This window comes from Leptolyngbya sp. FACHB-321 (assembly GCF_014695975.1).
In the GTDB taxonomy this organism is placed as follows: Bacteria; Cyanobacteriota; Cyanobacteriia; order Leptolyngbyales; family Leptolyngbyaceae; genus Stenomitos.
The window spans coordinates 44,094-58,139 of record NZ_JACJPI010000081.1 but is presented as its reverse complement, the minus strand read 5'-3'; the positions used below and the strand labels follow the sequence as shown (position 1 = coordinate 58,139).

Sequence of the window (14,046 nt, the reverse complement as noted above, 5' to 3'; positions counted from 1 at the left end):
AATCACCAACGCATAGTGCCAGGGTTGGAGAGGCGTGACTATGTTACACGGTACACTGCCATCCTGCTTTCCAGGCATTGTCCCTCACGTATAGCTTTATTCTGTCAAATTTGCGGTTACCTCTGTGTCGTTCAGGGTGCGGTTAACCGCATCAACGCTACAACAGCGCAGTCTTACAGTAAAAAAGATTTACACTCAGCTAATTTCTGAGCGAATCATTCGCTACAAAGTATTTAGCGAGGACATTAGTTTGTGCCTAATTCATCCGATGCAACAAAAAACAGTGATTGATGCCGCTGGTTGCTAGTTGCATTCGTTAGCGTGCAGCGCTAGAGTACGTTTTCTCTATCATCACACGTTGCTTTTATGGTTATTGAGTGGTTAAAAATCCAGGTTGACCCAGCATTGCGCGAAGCATTTGTTCAAAAAGACAACGAGATTTGGACAAAACAGTTGTCGCAGCAACCGGGACACCTCAGCAAAGAGGTCTGGATTGACCCAATACATGCAGACATCGTTGTACTTATTAGTCGCTGGGCAACTCGCGAAGCCTGGAAAGCAGTGCCCGCCAAGGAACTAGAGGAAACAGAAAAGCGGTTCGTGCAGGCAATAGGCGAAGGCGTTCACAAAATTATTGAGGCGGGGGAATATCAAGTGCGGAAATTTCCTCAGGCACGATCGTAGCTTGGCGATCGTAGCCTGACGTTCAATTGAACACGTGTCGGATAGACGCAGCCTATGACGACTAGCGTCCATGCGACACACTTCAGATCTTCGACCACTTTAAGAAATCGGTGGCTTAGACTGGTGAGCTACAACCAATTAGTTGGAACTGTTAGAGAAGTTTCGACCGCCACCGGAAGGGCGGGCACCTTCACGCGGCTTGGCTTTGTTCACTTTAAGTTCGCGTCCCAGCCATTCAGCACCATCTAGCTCAGAAATCGCCAGATCTTCCTTCGCTTCGTCCTTCATTTCGACAAAGGCAAACCCTCGCTTTCTACCTGTCTCGCGATCAGTAGGAAGGCTAATACGACCGACTTCACCATATTCTGCAAAGACTTCCTGCAAGTCTTCTTCGGTCGCTTGAAAAGATAGGTTTCCAACGTAAATAGTCACGCTTGTCTCCAACCAAATTTGAGGGGGCATCCCAAACTGGAGCAGTTGACCAAAGAACTTTGGCTACTCACCAAACCAACTTGGGATTCTTTTGAAAAATATTATAGCTGAATCTTTCTTAAGAAGCAGCACAAAGCTGGCAAAAAGTCTACAAACCAATTGGAGGAGACTGCAAGGGTAGTTTTCTAACAATGGCTCCAGCGCTTATGATGAGGTGAAGTCAAACACCGGGCGTGGTTGCAACCGAGGAAAAGTATGGATACGAGAGCCTTTAAGCGATCGCTGAACAGTTCAGACAATTATCACCGGAAGGGGTTTGGGCACGAGGCTGATGTGTCAGACCAGATGCAGTCTGAGTATCAAAGCGATTTGGTGCAGCAAATTCGCAGCAATAATTTCACCATTCAGCGGGGTGATGTCACGATTCGACTGGCAGAGGCTTTTGGCTTTTGTTGGGGTGTAGAGCGAGCAGTCGCAATGGCTTACGAAACGCGGCAGCATTTTCCGACTGAGCAGATCTGGATTACGAATGAAATTATTCACAATCCTTCAGTGAATCAGCGCTTGCGGGATATGAAGGTAAATTTTATTGATGTTAAGGATAATGAAAAAGATTTTTCGGGTGTCGATCGCGGCGATGTAGTGATTTTGCCCGCTTTTGGAGCCAGCGTGCAGGAGATGCAGTTTTTGAATGAGCGAGGCTGCACGATCGTCGATACCACCTGCCCTTGGGTCTCGAAGGTTTGGAACACAGTCGAGAAGCACAAGAAGGTAGACTACACCTCCATCATTCATGGCAAGTACAACCACGAAGAGACTGTTGCTACTAGCTCGTTTGCAGGCAAGTACCTGATCGTGCTGAATATGGCAGAAGCCGAGTATGTTGCTGACTACATTCTCAATGGTGGCGATCGCGCTGAGTTCATGACAAAATTCAGCCGCGCTTGCTCTGCTGGTTTTGACCCCGATCGTGACCTCGAACGAGTGGGGATCGCTAACCAAACAACGATGCTTAAAGGTGAAACAGAACGCTTGGGCAAACTGTTTGAGCGCACCATGATGCGGAAGTATGGTCCTGACCAACTCAACCAGCACTTCCTGAGCTTCAATACTATTTGCGATGCGACCCAGGAACGTCAGGATGCCATGTTTCAGCTTGTCGAAGAAAAACTTGACTTGATGATGGTTATTGGCGGCTACAACTCGTCAAACACAACGCACCTCCAGGAAATTGCAACCGAGCGCGGCATTCCCTCCTATCACATTGATAGCGCTAGCCGCATTGGTAGTGGCAACCGCATCGAGCACAAACCCCTGAATCGCGACCTGGAGGTAGTTGAGAACTGGCTGCCCGAAGGTCCGATCGTCGTGGGGATCACCTCTGGCGCATCAACACCAGATAAAATTGTGGCAGATGTGTTGGAGAAGATCTTTGAGTTAAAGGCAGCAGCAACCGTGGCATAAACAGTGCAAACCGCAGAGACGCAGCTTTTTTATGTCTTCAGCGTCTCTGCGGTTATTGCCTTTGTCTAGGCTAATTGTCGCTAGACCGAGACGATGTACGGCGAATTGATCGCAGTCGATCGTCCTGCCTGGACCAGTCCCTGGTAGACGATCGCGGCGACCTCTGCGCGTGTTGCCTCGCGGGTCGCATTCAACTGCCGCACGTTGGGAAAATTCACGACGATTTTTGCTTTCGTTGCGGTTGCCACTTGAACCTGGGCATTTTGGGGCACGGTGGCACGATCGTCGTAGGCATTTAGTAGGCTGAGATCACCAGCAGGCAACCCCAAACCGCTTACTAGCGAGAGCCAAACCTGAAGCCGCAGCACATTTTGACCCGGCTGAAATGTCCCATCGGGAAAGCCAGAGATAAAGCCACCTCGATATGCCTGGTCGATCGCAGGCTTTGCCCAAAAGTTAGCTGGAAGATCCGCAAAATTGGATGCAGGGCGCTTGGGCGGTGGGTTGAAGGCTTTGGCAATAATGGCGGCATACTGTGCCCGGTTCATGGTGAGATCCGGCTTAAAGCTACCGTCTTCGAAGCCGCTGATGAGGTTCTGGTTTGCCAGCCCGGTGATGAAAGCGGCAGCCCAATGTCCTTGAATATCCGTAAAGACAGATGGCGTTACATCGGGTACAACAATGAACGGAGAGGCGATCGCCGGTACGCGATTCAACGCTACAAGCGTTTGGTAAATAATCGCGACGACCTCCGCACGGGTGCTATCCCGCATGGGTTCTAGTTGACGGACGTTGGGATGGTTAACAATAATGCGGCGCTGCGTGGCGGTTGCGACCGTTTCAGTGGCATAGCTGGGGATCTGAGCACGATCGCTGTAGACCCCTAACACATCCAACACGCCACCTGTCAGCCCAACGCCACCAATTAAGGAGACAATCAACTGCGCGCGCGTCAAGTTCTGATTAGGACGAAACGTATTGTCAGGAAACCCGGCAATAAAGCCCATCTGATTCGCTTTGGCAATGACTGCTGCTGCCCAAAAGTTTTGCGGTACGTCACTAAAACTCTTAGCAGGCTGTTTGGCAGGCAAATCAAAGGTTTTAGCTAGCACTGCTGCATACTGAGCGCGAGTAATGGGTGCCTCTGGCTTAAAGGTGCCATCGGGAAAACCACTGATAAAGCCTCGGCTGACCAAACCTTGAATAAAGCTCTCTGCCCAATGCCCGCGTGTGTCAGTGAAGCCCGCTGGGGTGGTTGGTGGTTGTGTGGGCGCAGGCGTGGGCGCAGGCGTAGGCGCAGGGGTAGACGTGGGCGCAGGCGTAGCTGTGGGCGCGGGCGTAGGAGCAGGCGTAGGTGCAGGAGCAGGGATCTCGTTGCCAACAAGGTCGATCGCCCCTTGCACTTTAGTCGGATCAATCTGATTGCCTACCGAGATCAGCGTCAGTCTCGTGCCGTTTTGAATATCAAACTGCCCATTTTGCCGAAAAATATTGCCGCCTGGAGCCTGACTGTTACCCAAATCGGGTAAGGCTGTTTCTGTTACAACCAAGCCAGTTTCGGTGTTGTTCTGGATCACATTGCCACGCAGTACAGCTTTTGATTGCTTGTTGATCACAATACCGGCGCGGTTCTCAGAGATCTGGTTTTCTGCCAGCAGCGGCGCGGCACTATCCCCAACAGCAATCCCAAACCCGGTCTGACGACACACATTCTGCCGCCACTCGCCTTTAGAGTTGCGAGTAATGGAAAAGCCGCTGGCAGCGTTTTGGATCGCAACGTTGCCGATTACGAGAGGGCTAGCGGTGCCTGTGGCAAACACGCCCTCTCGCTTGCAGTTGGTGAAGGTATTGTTGGCGATCGTGGGATTGCTGGACTCAACCCATACCCCTGTCCCACGAATCTCTGAATTGGTGACAGTCACGCCCTTCAGTTGGGCATTGTTTGCCAGTTGAAAGGTGACATTCTGATTCGCAAAGGTAGGGCTGGGGAAGATGCCACTACCAGACACCAAAATACCGCTGCCCTTGTTGGCTTCATTACCTACCACCGTTACGCCAGCAGGAACTTTGATGGGAAAGGTCTCACCAGTAGCAGCGCTGTAAGTGCCTGGGGCAAGTTGAATTGCCGTACCTGCTGGAGCGCCCTGAAGCGCACGAGTGATCGTTTTAAAGGGAGCCGCCTGGGTTCCATTGCTGCCGTCATTGCCGGTCGTTGCGTTGACAAACCGTGTGATCGATGGAGTCGCTTGCACCATAATGTTTCCTTGTTCTCGCCTCTTTCTCAAACGATTATTGCCTTCAATTAAAGATTCGGCGATGCCGCGTTGCATTCGTTGATATTTAACCTCCTTTGTGCAGGGCGGTAGTTGAGAGGATGAGGGCTGATCAGCAGCGATCGCTCCTACAATAAGCGAAAGGGTTACGCGTGACGCTCGTCCCTTTGTTTAGCAAGCTGGGGCGCTCGCAAAAAGCGTTTGGTGACGCCTTGCTGACTATGCTTGGCGAACTGTGCCAGGAGAGAGTCACGTGCTGCAAAGGAAAACGCACACCAAAGGGACGTTCAGTTATGTGGGCAGTCGTCGTTGTCAGCAATCTTGTGCTTGGGCTGCTCTGCCTGCTGACGGCATGGCAACTGTGGCACTTTAAACGGCGGTTAGCAAGGGCAGCAGACATCCTTCTAGCGTTTGAGCGATCGGTGCAGCATGTACTTGAACGTGCCCCAGACGCTATTTACAGGAAAGATGGTGGTATCCAGCAGTTGCGAGCAACTTATCAGGGGTTGGAACCACAGTGGCAGCGTGCCCAAAAAGCGCTGGCACTACTCAGCTTGGGACAATCGCTGTGGCAACGTCGCTTGATGTTTCTTGCACCACGTTCACGCTCGACCCGCCAAGCCGCACGTCGATCGCTTTAGAGTGTGGCGCGTCGTAAGGAGGCAAGCATTTGGCAAGTGTCTGCTAGCGCTCCGCTGACAGTCCTCATGCACAGACGACAAATGATTGAGGTATTGTTGGGGTAGATTAGAGGGGACAAGCCAAGCCAGTGTCATGGCTACTGTGTTTGTTTAACCTGTTGGTCATCAGTCTGTTGGTTATTTATGGCTCTCCGTTACTGTCAGCGGCGGCTGTAGACTAAACACGTTGCTAACAGTCGTACTGTCCAAATGAGCGGTTTAGCAAGTAGTAGCAATGGGCTATCGTCGCAAATTATAAAGAAAGGGAAAAAGCAAACGATGTCAAACAATCGCTCTGGCGCGTTTTTAGGAGGATTGCTGGTTGGGACTGCGATCGGCACCCTAACTGGCATTTTATTAGCCCCTCGTGCAGGGCGTGAGACCCGTCAGTTCTTGAAAAAATCAGCCGATGCCCTCCCTGAACTGGCAGAAGATCTGTCGAGCAGCGTGCAGCTACAAGCGGATCGCCTGTCTGAATCAGCACTCCGAAATTGGGATGGTACGTTAGTGCGGCTGCGAGAGTCGATCGCCGCAGGGCTAGAAGCATCTCAGCAAGAGCAGCAGATGCTAGAGACGGTTGACTTCAGGCGATCGCCTGATATCGAACCGCCTGTTCACGATAATTTGCGCTAGGCAAACCTGTGACTGATCCCTTGTTCTGGCTAGTACTGTCTCTGTTGTTTGTCACGGTCAGCCTGACGATCGTGCTGGTAGTAGCTATTCCAGCGCTGAGAGAGCTTGCACGTGCCTCCCGCAGTGCTGAAAAGCTGTTTGATACCCTGCGACGCGAATTTCCGCCCACTCTACAGGCAATTCGCCTCACTGGTTTGGAGATCAGCGACTTGACAGAGGATGTCAGCGAAGGGGTGCAGAGTGCTGGTCAGGTAGTAAAACAAGTAGACCAGAGCTTAAGCGACGTGCGCCAACAAACACAGCGTATCCAGTCCAGCACCCGCAGTGTCGTTGTTGGCATTAAAGCTGCCTGGAGAACGTTTACACGATCGCCCAAACCGTCTACACCTCGTCGTCCCGTCGATCGACTGCCATCCCCCCGTAGTGCAACTGACTTTAGCCCAGCTCTGCGAGAAAGCGAACGAATCAGCCAACCCTTACCGGACGGACGCATGAGTGAAAAGAGGGTAGAACCCTTAACAAGAGTCGAGCGATCGCGATCGTCCAATCCTAACCCACCTGCCATTCGGAACACACTCAACCAACTCGATCGCCCCCTAGCAGAACACCAGAGCCTAGACTCAGACGAGCATCCTGAGACCCAATTGCCTCCTGACCAGCCATAGCAGCAAGGAATCAAGCAAACCCTTTTTCCTAGCCTCCACTAAATCGCTAGGATGGAAGCACGCTACTAGCCGTACTCAACTGCTTGTTGTCACCTATGTCTGAGCCAGCTCCAGCGCTAGGCGCGCCTCAAAGCCCCCATCCGTCAAGCTTCAGCCAATTTAGTCAGGAGCTTGACGAAGCCATTCTGGGCTTTGAAGACATTCAAGCAGAATTAAACTATAAACAAGCTCAAAAGGCACTTCACGATCTGGTCGAGAATCTGGACTTGACCCCTCAAGAGCGGCGTGGACTAGAGCCAGAAATTGGTGGCCTCGAATCGCTGCTAGACAAGCTCGATCGCCAAGTTGTTCACATTGCCGTTTTTGGGATGGTGGGACGTGGTAAGTCATCCTTGCTGAATGCCTTACTGGGCGATCGGGTCTTTGAAACGGGACCCATTCATGGCGTCACCCGTGACTCTCAAACTGCAAGCTGGAACATCAAGCGCGAAGCCATTGCTGGTAGCAACCGTCCTATTCTGCGCGTTGCCCTACCTAGCGTTGGTGACTCTCACATTGAACTCATTGACACTCCCGGCATTGATGAAGTCAATGGCGAAGCGAGAGAAGCCCTGGCGCGGCAGGTTGCAAAGCAAGCAGACTTGATCCTATTTCTGATTGCAGGCGACATGACGAAGGTGGAATACCAGGCATTGTCGGAATTACGTGATGCCAGCAAGCCGATCCTCCTGGTGTTCAACAAAATTGACCAATATCCCGATGCGGATCGCCTTGCCATCTACCACAAAATTCGAGACGAGCGCGTGCGCGAACTGCTCTCCCCCGATGAAATTGTCATGGCAGCCGCATCACCGCTACAGGCAAAGGCTATTCGCCGTCCCGATGGTCGCGTCGCCGCACAACTCAGCACAGGCGAACCTCAAATCGACGAACTCAAGCTAAAAATTCTCGAAATTCTCTATCGCGAAGGCAAAGCACTCGTTGCCCTTAACACGATGCTGTTTGCCGACGATGTAAACGAGCGCCTGGTCGATCGCAAAATGGTTATCCGCAATCAGAGTGCTGATCGCGTGATCTGGAATGGTGTGATTACGAAATCAGTGGCGATCGCCCTCAATCCCATTACCGTCGTTGACATCCTCAGCAGCGCCGTGATCGATGTCGCGATGATCCTTTCTCTCTCCAAGCTGTATGGCATTAGCATGACCCAGCACGGTGCCATCAGCCTGTTGCAAAAAATTGCCCTGGCAATGGGTGGTGTAACAGCTGGTGAACTGCTGGCAACGCTGGGACTTGGTTCGTTGAAAAGTCTGCTCGGTTTAGCGGCACCTGCAACAGGTGGTGTATCCCTCGGAGCTTATATGTCGGTCGCTCTGACCCAGGCGGGCGTTGCAGGTGTCTCAACGTATGCGATCGGGCAAGTCACTAAAGCCTACCTCGCCAACGGTGCCTCCTGGGGAGACGATGGACCGAAAGCCGTCGTTACCCGCATTCTTGCCTCCCTCGACGAAACCTCCATCCTCAACCGCATCAAAGACGAACTCCGCGCCAAACTCGATTTGAATCGACGTAAAGCTAATCCACACCCTGTGGCAAAGGAACTGTAGCTATTGTCTGCTCTATGTTGGGCTTCACAAGTCAACGTGATAAGCAGTAATCGCAATCGTCCCATCAGGACTTTCAGCAGGAAAAGTTGACCAGATTCTGAATCTACACCTCTTTCTTGTGCGCCACCTCGATCACCGTATGCACATTCCCACGTGGCAAGAAATCGCCTTTGATTTTGACCTCTAGGGGATCGCAGGCAGCAACGAAGTCATCCAGAATTTGGTTGACCGATTCTTCGTGAGAGATATAGCGATCGCGGTAGCTATTGATGTAGAGCTTGATTGCCTTCAGTTCCACAACCCGCTGGTTCGGCACGTAACTGAGGTAAATCGTTGCAAAGTCTGGATAGCCAGAAAAGGGGCACTTGCAGGTAAATTCTGGCAGCGTGATATGGATATCATATCGTCGCCCGATCCTGGGATTGGGAAAGGTAATAAGCTTGCCTTCGGTAATCAAACGTTCGCCGTACTTCGGTTCGTCGGCTTGGGTCTGAACATTCAATTCAGCAGTGGAAAACGGTTGTGTTTCGGGGTGGCTCATGGTCGTGCGTAAAAATGTTTCTAGCTTTTTGAGAATTTCTTGGTAAAATCCGCTTCGATTACCCTAATTGCGGCTATTGTGAGCGTAGCTTATCGACTCTCGCGTTCAGACATAGACCTATGACCTCTAGAATAAACGCCAAGCAGCCTCTGCGAAAGGCTCAAACTGCTAGTTCTCCAAAAACTCCAGCCAATCCCCATTCACCATCGGTGCCCATTTCGCTCTATCGAGAAGTTGCGACCGAACTGAAAGCGACCCAGGTAAAAATGGAGTCGCTAACCCAGCAAAACCAGCAGTTGACGCACCAAAATCAGCAGTTGCGTCTAGAGATCGAGCGGGTTGTGCAGTCTGCGCTTCAGCTTCGCCAAGTGGCAGATGCTCATCTGCCAACGCCGACGCTACCGGCATCCTCGTCTTCGCTGCAAGGGCTAGAACTACACTTTCAAAACCCGCCTGCTGCACCGCCTCATGGTACCGATGCGATCGCGCCCGATCAAATAGATCCCAGATCGACGGCACCCAAGTCTCTGTTTACAGAACAAGAAGCAAAACCGCGTCATGGGTCTAAAACAGAGCGAAACGCCGAAAAAATGGGTGGTTGGTGGCTGGCGATCGTCATCTGCTTTATTGTTGTGACAGCATTTGGCACCGGCTTTCTAATTGTGCGTCCGTTACTGCCATCACGCTAACGGTTAGCGGCACAAGGCAGAGCGCTGAGATAGCAAGAGCTGATTGATCACGCTCTTGCCAACAAGCTTTGCTTGTGCTGGTCAGGAATTGTATCTCAGTTTACAAAACACACGCTTTTGACGGTGATAGAAAGTGTTTTGCTAGAGAAGACCGAGTAGCTAAAAACAAGGAGTTGGGGAGTTGAAAAAAGTTGAAGCGATTATTCGCCCATTTAAACTTGATGAAGTTAAAATTGCGCTAGTCAATGCGGGCATCGTCGGCATGACCGTTTCTGAAGTCAGGGGTTTTGGGCGGCAGAAAGGGCAAACTGAACGTTACCGGGGCTCTGAGTACACTGTTGAGTTTTTGCAAAAGCTCAAGGTTGAGATTGTCGTTGAAGACGATCAAGTCGATATGGTGGTAGAGAAGATCATTGTTGCTGCCCGCACTGGCGAAATTGGTGACGGTAAAATCTTTATTACTCCAGTGGATCAAATCATCCGCATTCGCACTGGAGAGAAGAATATAGAAGCGATTTAGTTTAACGGTCACGCCTTGCATCTGCTTGGCGATCGACGATGTGGGTCTGCTTTTAAGTGGCTCCACTCGTCTTAGAAAGAGGCGCTCCTGCTTGCCAGTGAGCGCCTCTTTGCTTTAAGCGGTTTATTAATATGGCTGCTTCTCTATAACTGCTGTTTCTCAATAGTTGCAAGGCGTTCTCTCAACTCCACTCTTCTGCCTCCTGTGCCTCTGCTTGCACGAGAGCTTGCCTGAGAGCTTGCCAGTCCATCTGCGTAGCTGGAATGTCTTGCAGCAACCGCCCTTGCTCAAGGTAAAGGACACGATCGCAACCTTGCTCTGCCAGCTCCAGTTGATGGTTCACCATCAAGACCGTCATACCGTTTACTTGCGTGGTGTCCCTAAATACATTCAAAAGCAACTCACTCCGACCGACATCTAACGCAGACATGGGTTCATCAAGCAGCAGCACGCTAGGTTCTGTCACCAGCGCACGGACGATCGCCACCAGTTGGCGTTGCCCTACCGAAAGCTGTAGCTCTGTACGAGACAGCCACGCTGAGGGAATGTGCAGGCGATCGCTCCATTTTTGCACCCGCTCTCGAATCGCCTGTTTCGGCAGTTGACGGAGCACGAGCGGATATTCCAAGGCTTGCTGCACCGTCATACCCAGGAGCTTTGATTCTTGTAGCACCAGCACAATCTGCTGTCGTAAGGTCAGCGTCGGTATTTGAGTCAGCGCCTTCTGGTTGAAGAGAATCACACCACTCGTTGGCTCACTCAATCGATTTAACAACCGTAGCAACGATGTTTTGCCTGAGCCTGAAGCCCCAACGATCGCAATGCGATCGCCCTGAACTGTTTCAAACGAGATGTCCTTCAGCAAATAATGAGTCTCAGCAAACACTGTGGAGCGCTGTCGATGTTTGGCAGACGCAATAATTCCAGACGCAAGGCTCACCTGCTTCACGTCAAGCTGGTTAGTACGGGCAGTGTGCATTAGTTACCGCTCTCGAAGGCTCTTGCCCAGTTTATCGTCAGCGTGAGAAACAGCGCTAATCGCACTCATCAATGCTTATACCGTCTGGCTTAAAGCGGTCACGATCGTCCAGGCATCAATTGCTAGCAACAGCACCGTACAGCCAAGCAGAATGAAGTACATCCAGGGTTGCGCGAGTGGACGCACATCAGCCATGTCAATGTTCGTTTCCGCTTGCACTCGCTGTACCATACGGTTGAAACCAGCAACCCGCATCGGTAAAAGATATGCCTTTCCCGACTTACTTAGGAGATAGTAAACTAGTCCGCCCTGCCCAGTAGAACGGGGCTTCAATGCTGTTACGCCTGCCCACGGTAACGACCACCCTTGACGAAAGAAACGCGGCACCCAAGCAGCATAGGTTACTTGAATGCCGTTGCTATCAAGTACAACCCGTTCACTTAACGCGGCATACAGCAAGATGCCACCCAAGCCAATGCCTACCCATAAAAGTGGGGATGGTACTACGGCTACCGTCATGTCTGCTAGAAACGGCAACGGTAGCGTTAAAGACACGTACAAGAGCAACAGCGTCAGCCGAATCAGTGGCGAAAGCTTGAAAAGTGAAGCCGTTGGATCAACGTTTGCACTCTGCAAAACACCGTCTTCCGATGCTTCAGAATAGCTGCCTGCTACAAGCTGAGATGCTCGATCGTTTTCCACAGTTGCCTCGCCTTCACCTTTTCTCTAATCTATAGCCTTTTTTGTCTGCGTACCATTTCTTGAAACACCTATCTAAGCACCGAGTACACGTAGCCCTTCTAGCACTCTACGCTCGCAGCAGCGTACTGAGCTTTCAAGCTTAGAATGACTGATAGCGGAAGCAGCTTGTTAAGTGTGCTAAACACAAGCATATCTCAGTACAGCAGGTATGAAAAAATGCCAAATTAGCAGCAACAAATTATCACTTTGAGCTTATGCCAAACAGCGAAAACAGTGCAGAACAAATTATTTCACGATTCATTCTCGGTATATTTTCTAGGTTTTCTACCAAGCAAAGGTATTCAACAAGGGTTTGTATACTTAAAGTTCAAACAGCAATTTTATACCTGCTCAGAAGTAAACATTAAGCTCATTCTTAAAGATTAATGTTTACTTCAAAGGTAAGAATTAATTCTTCATTCATTTATCTTCACGGCTCTGAAGCGACTGACACGTAGCCACTTAATGTATCCTTTGACCACAATGCAAGCCTCGCTATTACTGAAGCACTAACCAACATTGCCAGAAAAAAACTGCGATGCAGCTTCTGACGTAGCACTCTTCAACTCTCTAACCACCTTCTAAAGGATCTTTATAGCAGCCCCAGGTCAATTGCTTCGATAGCAAGATTAGTTCCAAGAAGGTTTACTTTAAAGGTCTGCTAATTGCAATTATGAAGAGTTTGCAAAGCAGGTTTAAAGTTAGGAATAACCCCTAGAACAAGCAACTTCAAGTTCAGCTATTTAGCGGATTTGAGTTATTTTGTGGGGATGTTAGCTTTGCAATGTAGTGAAAGGTTTCTACTGGAAGTAGTTGCTCAAACCACTCAAAATGTCCAACGAAAGGTTGGTCGTGTGTAACCTGAATTTTCTTTGCAGTGCTAGCGAGTCACCTCAACAATGAACCACGATTTAGAGTGTCAGCCGCCCACCGTTCCTGAGGTAGGTGTCTACGAATGCGAAATCCATCTCAAATTTAGGCTAATTGAGGAGAAGGATGCATTGAACGATCGCGATCGTCTTCTAGAACTGCTCATTGATGCTTTTACTTGCGGTACAGATGAGTATCTAGAGCCAATTCAAATTGAGGTTGCCGCTAACGAGCTGTCTGAGACTGAAGCCTCCCCCCAAATGCGGCGGCGGTTGATTCGTCTACGCAACTCTAAAGATCTTGCTTGATCCGCACAACCCCACATTAGGTAAGGAACGCCGCCACGCATCACACAATGTCCTCATGGTCTGGTTATAACGTGTGAGTCTAGGTTGACAAACGCAGCAGTGTTCGTTATTCTTATAAAGGTCTGGTCAATACGCCCCCATCGTCTAGAGGCCTAGGACACCTCCCTTTCACGGAGGCGACGGGGATTCGAATTCCCCTGGGGGTATCGGAAAGACTAAAAAAGGGAGAGCTTAATAGCTCTCCCTTTTTTATTTAAAGATCTGCGTTCAGCAGAAGGCGTTTGTAGGGGTATACGACAGTTCTTACTTAGACAGCAGTACGTCTACGATTCAGTGTCTTAACGTTAGAAGCTGCATTACACCTATCCAGGGTGGTCCAACCTTTAGCAGTCAAATAGATCGAGCGGCAAATGCCCAAAGGTTTCATTCACGCCGCCATCATAGGCAGACTGGCAAGAAATAAGTACACCGCGATGGTTACCGTTGTAGGGAGCAACATGACACCCATTGCGGTTAGGGTTGAATTTGACATAAACAGCACCATCTAGGGTAGGCACTTCAGGCATTGTCTCGTAACCCAACGCTATCAGATAGCGTTTTAGGGCGATCATTGCCTGAGCGATCGTGTCAGCACAGATGCCTAATATCTGATAGTCAGAATGGGCTGCGACGAGCAAAATTGCCTGCCGGACCAGAGGCGCTTGAGGCATAACGGCAGGCGATCGATCAAGGCAAACAAACTGGTTAAGGATACCTTGAGCTGCATCCAGAGTGAGATTTTCAGAGTCAAGCGCTGGCATAGATTAAAATGGCTTTCACTTTGTGCGTCTCATACATTACAGCAAAAGTTTTAGCTGATGTGATTGATTAGTCAATGCATACTTTCTTCATCCTTTCATGCGGTCGCCTGCTCCCCCGGTTTCTAATGTACATACTTTTCAGGAGGCTTCAAACCTAGCC

15 protein-coding genes and 1 tRNA gene are annotated in these 14,046 nt (G+C 50.3%); 10 read left to right on the top strand and 6 right to left on the bottom strand.

All coding sequences use genetic code 11. The annotated features are described in order from the left end of the window. Window positions 1–366: 366 nt before the first annotated feature. Window positions 367–684 (top strand): TIGR03792 family protein, encoded by a 318-nt coding sequence (locus H6F76_RS23665; RefSeq protein ID WP_190511969.1) that lies wholly within the window; start codon window positions 367–369, stop codon window positions 682–684. 138 nt (window positions 685–822) lie between these two features. On the opposite strand, the gene H6F76_RS23660 is transcribed toward H6F76_RS23665, so the two are convergent. Beyond that, window positions 823–1,116 (bottom strand): RNA-binding protein, encoded by a 294-nt coding sequence (locus tag H6F76_RS23660; protein ID WP_190511968.1) that lies wholly within the window; start codon window positions 1,114–1,116, stop codon window positions 823–825. A gap of 255 nt (window positions 1,117–1,371) precedes the next feature. On the opposite strand from H6F76_RS23660, the gene H6F76_RS23655 reads away from it, so the two are divergent. Further along, window positions 1,372–2,580, top strand: a complete 1,209-nt coding sequence (locus H6F76_RS23655; RefSeq protein ID WP_190454182.1) for a 4-hydroxy-3-methylbut-2-enyl diphosphate reductase — start codon at window positions 1,372–1,374, stop codon at window positions 2,578–2,580. Window positions 2,581–2,660: 80 nt separating this feature from the next. On the opposite strand, the gene H6F76_RS23650 is transcribed toward H6F76_RS23655, so the two are convergent. Continuing rightward, window positions 2,661–4,835, bottom strand: a complete 2,175-nt coding sequence (locus tag H6F76_RS23650; RefSeq protein WP_190511967.1) for an S-layer homology domain-containing protein — start codon at window positions 4,833–4,835, stop codon at window positions 2,661–2,663. Between the two features lie 311 nt (window positions 4,836–5,146). Between H6F76_RS23650 and H6F76_RS23645 the strand changes: the two genes are divergently transcribed. From H6F76_RS23645 to H6F76_RS23630, 4 genes are all read left to right on the top strand, one after another. Then, window positions 5,147–5,494, top strand: coding sequence for a hypothetical protein (locus H6F76_RS23645; protein ID WP_190511966.1), 348 nt, complete (start codon window positions 5,147–5,149; stop codon window positions 5,492–5,494). 318 nt (window positions 5,495–5,812) lie between these two features. Continuing rightward, window positions 5,813–6,166: a YtxH domain-containing protein gene (locus H6F76_RS23640; protein ID WP_190454192.1), complete on the top strand. Its 354-nt coding sequence runs from the start codon at window positions 5,813–5,815 to the stop codon at window positions 6,164–6,166. 8 nt (window positions 6,167–6,174) lie between these two features. Then, window positions 6,175–6,831 (top strand): DUF948 domain-containing protein, encoded by a 657-nt coding sequence (locus H6F76_RS30700; protein WP_347276104.1) that lies wholly within the window; start codon window positions 6,175–6,177, stop codon window positions 6,829–6,831. Window positions 6,832–6,926: 95 nt separating this feature from the next. Then, entirely contained in the window at window positions 6,927–8,438 is a 1,512-nt protein-coding gene (locus tag H6F76_RS23630) for a GTP-binding protein (protein ID WP_190511965.1), read from the top strand. Between the two features lie 103 nt (window positions 8,439–8,541). Here the strand turns inward: H6F76_RS23630 and queF are convergent, their stop codons facing one another. Further along, on the bottom strand, window positions 8,542–8,979 hold the full coding sequence (gene queF / locus H6F76_RS23625) for a preQ(1) synthase (protein ID WP_199322352.1): 438 nt from the start codon (window positions 8,977–8,979) through the stop codon (window positions 8,542–8,544). 119 nt (window positions 8,980–9,098) lie between these two features. On the opposite strand from queF, the gene H6F76_RS23620 reads away from it, so the two are divergent. Together H6F76_RS23620 and H6F76_RS23615 are read left to right on the top strand one after the other, a co-directional pair. Beyond that, a complete protein-coding gene (locus H6F76_RS23620; protein WP_190511964.1) occupies window positions 9,099–9,668 on the top strand; it encodes a hypothetical protein in 570 nt (189 codons plus the stop codon). 181 nt (window positions 9,669–9,849) lie between these two features. Continuing rightward, window positions 9,850–10,188, top strand: a complete 339-nt coding sequence (locus H6F76_RS23615) for a P-II family nitrogen regulator (protein ID WP_190454202.1) — start codon at window positions 9,850–9,852, stop codon at window positions 10,186–10,188. Between the two features lie 181 nt (window positions 10,189–10,369). On the opposite strand, the gene H6F76_RS23610 is transcribed toward H6F76_RS23615, so the two are convergent. Both H6F76_RS23610 and H6F76_RS23605 read right to left on the bottom strand, forming a co-directional pair. Beyond that, complete coding sequence (locus H6F76_RS23610) at window positions 10,370–11,167, bottom strand: ATP-binding cassette domain-containing protein (RefSeq protein WP_190511963.1); 798 nt, start codon at window positions 11,165–11,167, stop codon at window positions 10,370–10,372. Between the two features lie 75 nt (window positions 11,168–11,242). Beyond that, on the bottom strand, window positions 11,243–11,803 hold the full coding sequence (locus H6F76_RS23605) for a hypothetical protein (protein ID WP_190512319.1): 561 nt from the start codon (window positions 11,801–11,803) through the stop codon (window positions 11,243–11,245). 1,004 nt (window positions 11,804–12,807) lie between these two features. Between H6F76_RS23605 and H6F76_RS23600 the strand changes: the two genes are divergently transcribed. Together H6F76_RS23600 and H6F76_RS23595 are read left to right on the top strand one after the other, a co-directional pair. Further along, window positions 12,808–13,086 carry an Npun_R1517 family heterocyst differentiation transcriptional regulator gene (locus tag H6F76_RS23600; protein ID WP_190454208.1) on the top strand — a complete coding sequence of 93 codons (279 nt, stop codon included), beginning with the start codon at window positions 12,808–12,810 and terminating at the stop codon, window positions 13,084–13,086. Window positions 13,087–13,219: 133 nt separating this feature from the next. Further along, a tRNA-Glu gene (locus H6F76_RS23595) sits at window positions 13,220–13,292 on the top strand. A 177-nt stretch (window positions 13,293–13,469) separates the two neighbouring features. Here H6F76_RS23595 and H6F76_RS23590 read toward each other — a convergent pair. Further along, on the bottom strand, window positions 13,470–13,886 hold the full coding sequence (locus H6F76_RS23590) for a DUF1824 family protein (RefSeq protein ID WP_190511962.1): 417 nt from the start codon (window positions 13,884–13,886) through the stop codon (window positions 13,470–13,472). Window positions 13,887–14,046: the final 160 nt, after the last annotated feature.

What these genes read in the sequence shown, in the direction of transcription:
- H6F76_RS23665 (WP_190511969.1), top strand. Translation starts at nt 367, where the DNA reads ATGGTTATTGAGTGGTTAAAAATCCAGGTTGACCCAGCATTGCGCGAA.
- H6F76_RS23655 (WP_190454182.1), top strand. Translation starts at nt 1,372, where the DNA reads ATGGATACGAGAGCCTTTAAGCGATCGCTGAACAGTTCAGACAATTAT.
- H6F76_RS23650 (WP_190511967.1), bottom strand. Translation starts at nt 4,835, where the DNA reads ATGGTGCAAGCGACTCCATCGATCACACGGTTTGTCAACGCAACGACC.
- H6F76_RS23645 (WP_190511966.1), top strand. Translation starts at nt 5,147, where the DNA reads ATGTGGGCAGTCGTCGTTGTCAGCAATCTTGTGCTTGGGCTGCTCTGC.
- H6F76_RS23640 (WP_190454192.1), top strand. Translation starts at nt 5,813, where the DNA reads ATGTCAAACAATCGCTCTGGCGCGTTTTTAGGAGGATTGCTGGTTGGG.
- H6F76_RS23630 (WP_190511965.1), top strand. Translation starts at nt 6,927, where the DNA reads ATGTCTGAGCCAGCTCCAGCGCTAGGCGCGCCTCAAAGCCCCCATCCG.
- queF (WP_199322352.1), bottom strand. Translation starts at nt 8,979, where the DNA reads ATGAGCCACCCCGAAACACAACCGTTTTCCACTGCTGAATTGAATGTT.
- H6F76_RS23620 (WP_190511964.1), top strand. Translation starts at nt 9,099, where the DNA reads ATGACCTCTAGAATAAACGCCAAGCAGCCTCTGCGAAAGGCTCAAACT.
- H6F76_RS23610 (WP_190511963.1), bottom strand. Translation starts at nt 11,167, where the DNA reads ATGCACACTGCCCGTACTAACCAGCTTGACGTGAAGCAGGTGAGCCTT.
- H6F76_RS23600 (WP_190454208.1), top strand. Translation starts at nt 12,808, where the DNA reads ATGAACCACGATTTAGAGTGTCAGCCGCCCACCGTTCCTGAGGTAGGT.
- H6F76_RS23590 (WP_190511962.1), bottom strand. Translation starts at nt 13,886, where the DNA reads ATGCCAGCGCTTGACTCTGAAAATCTCACTCTGGATGCAGCTCAAGGT.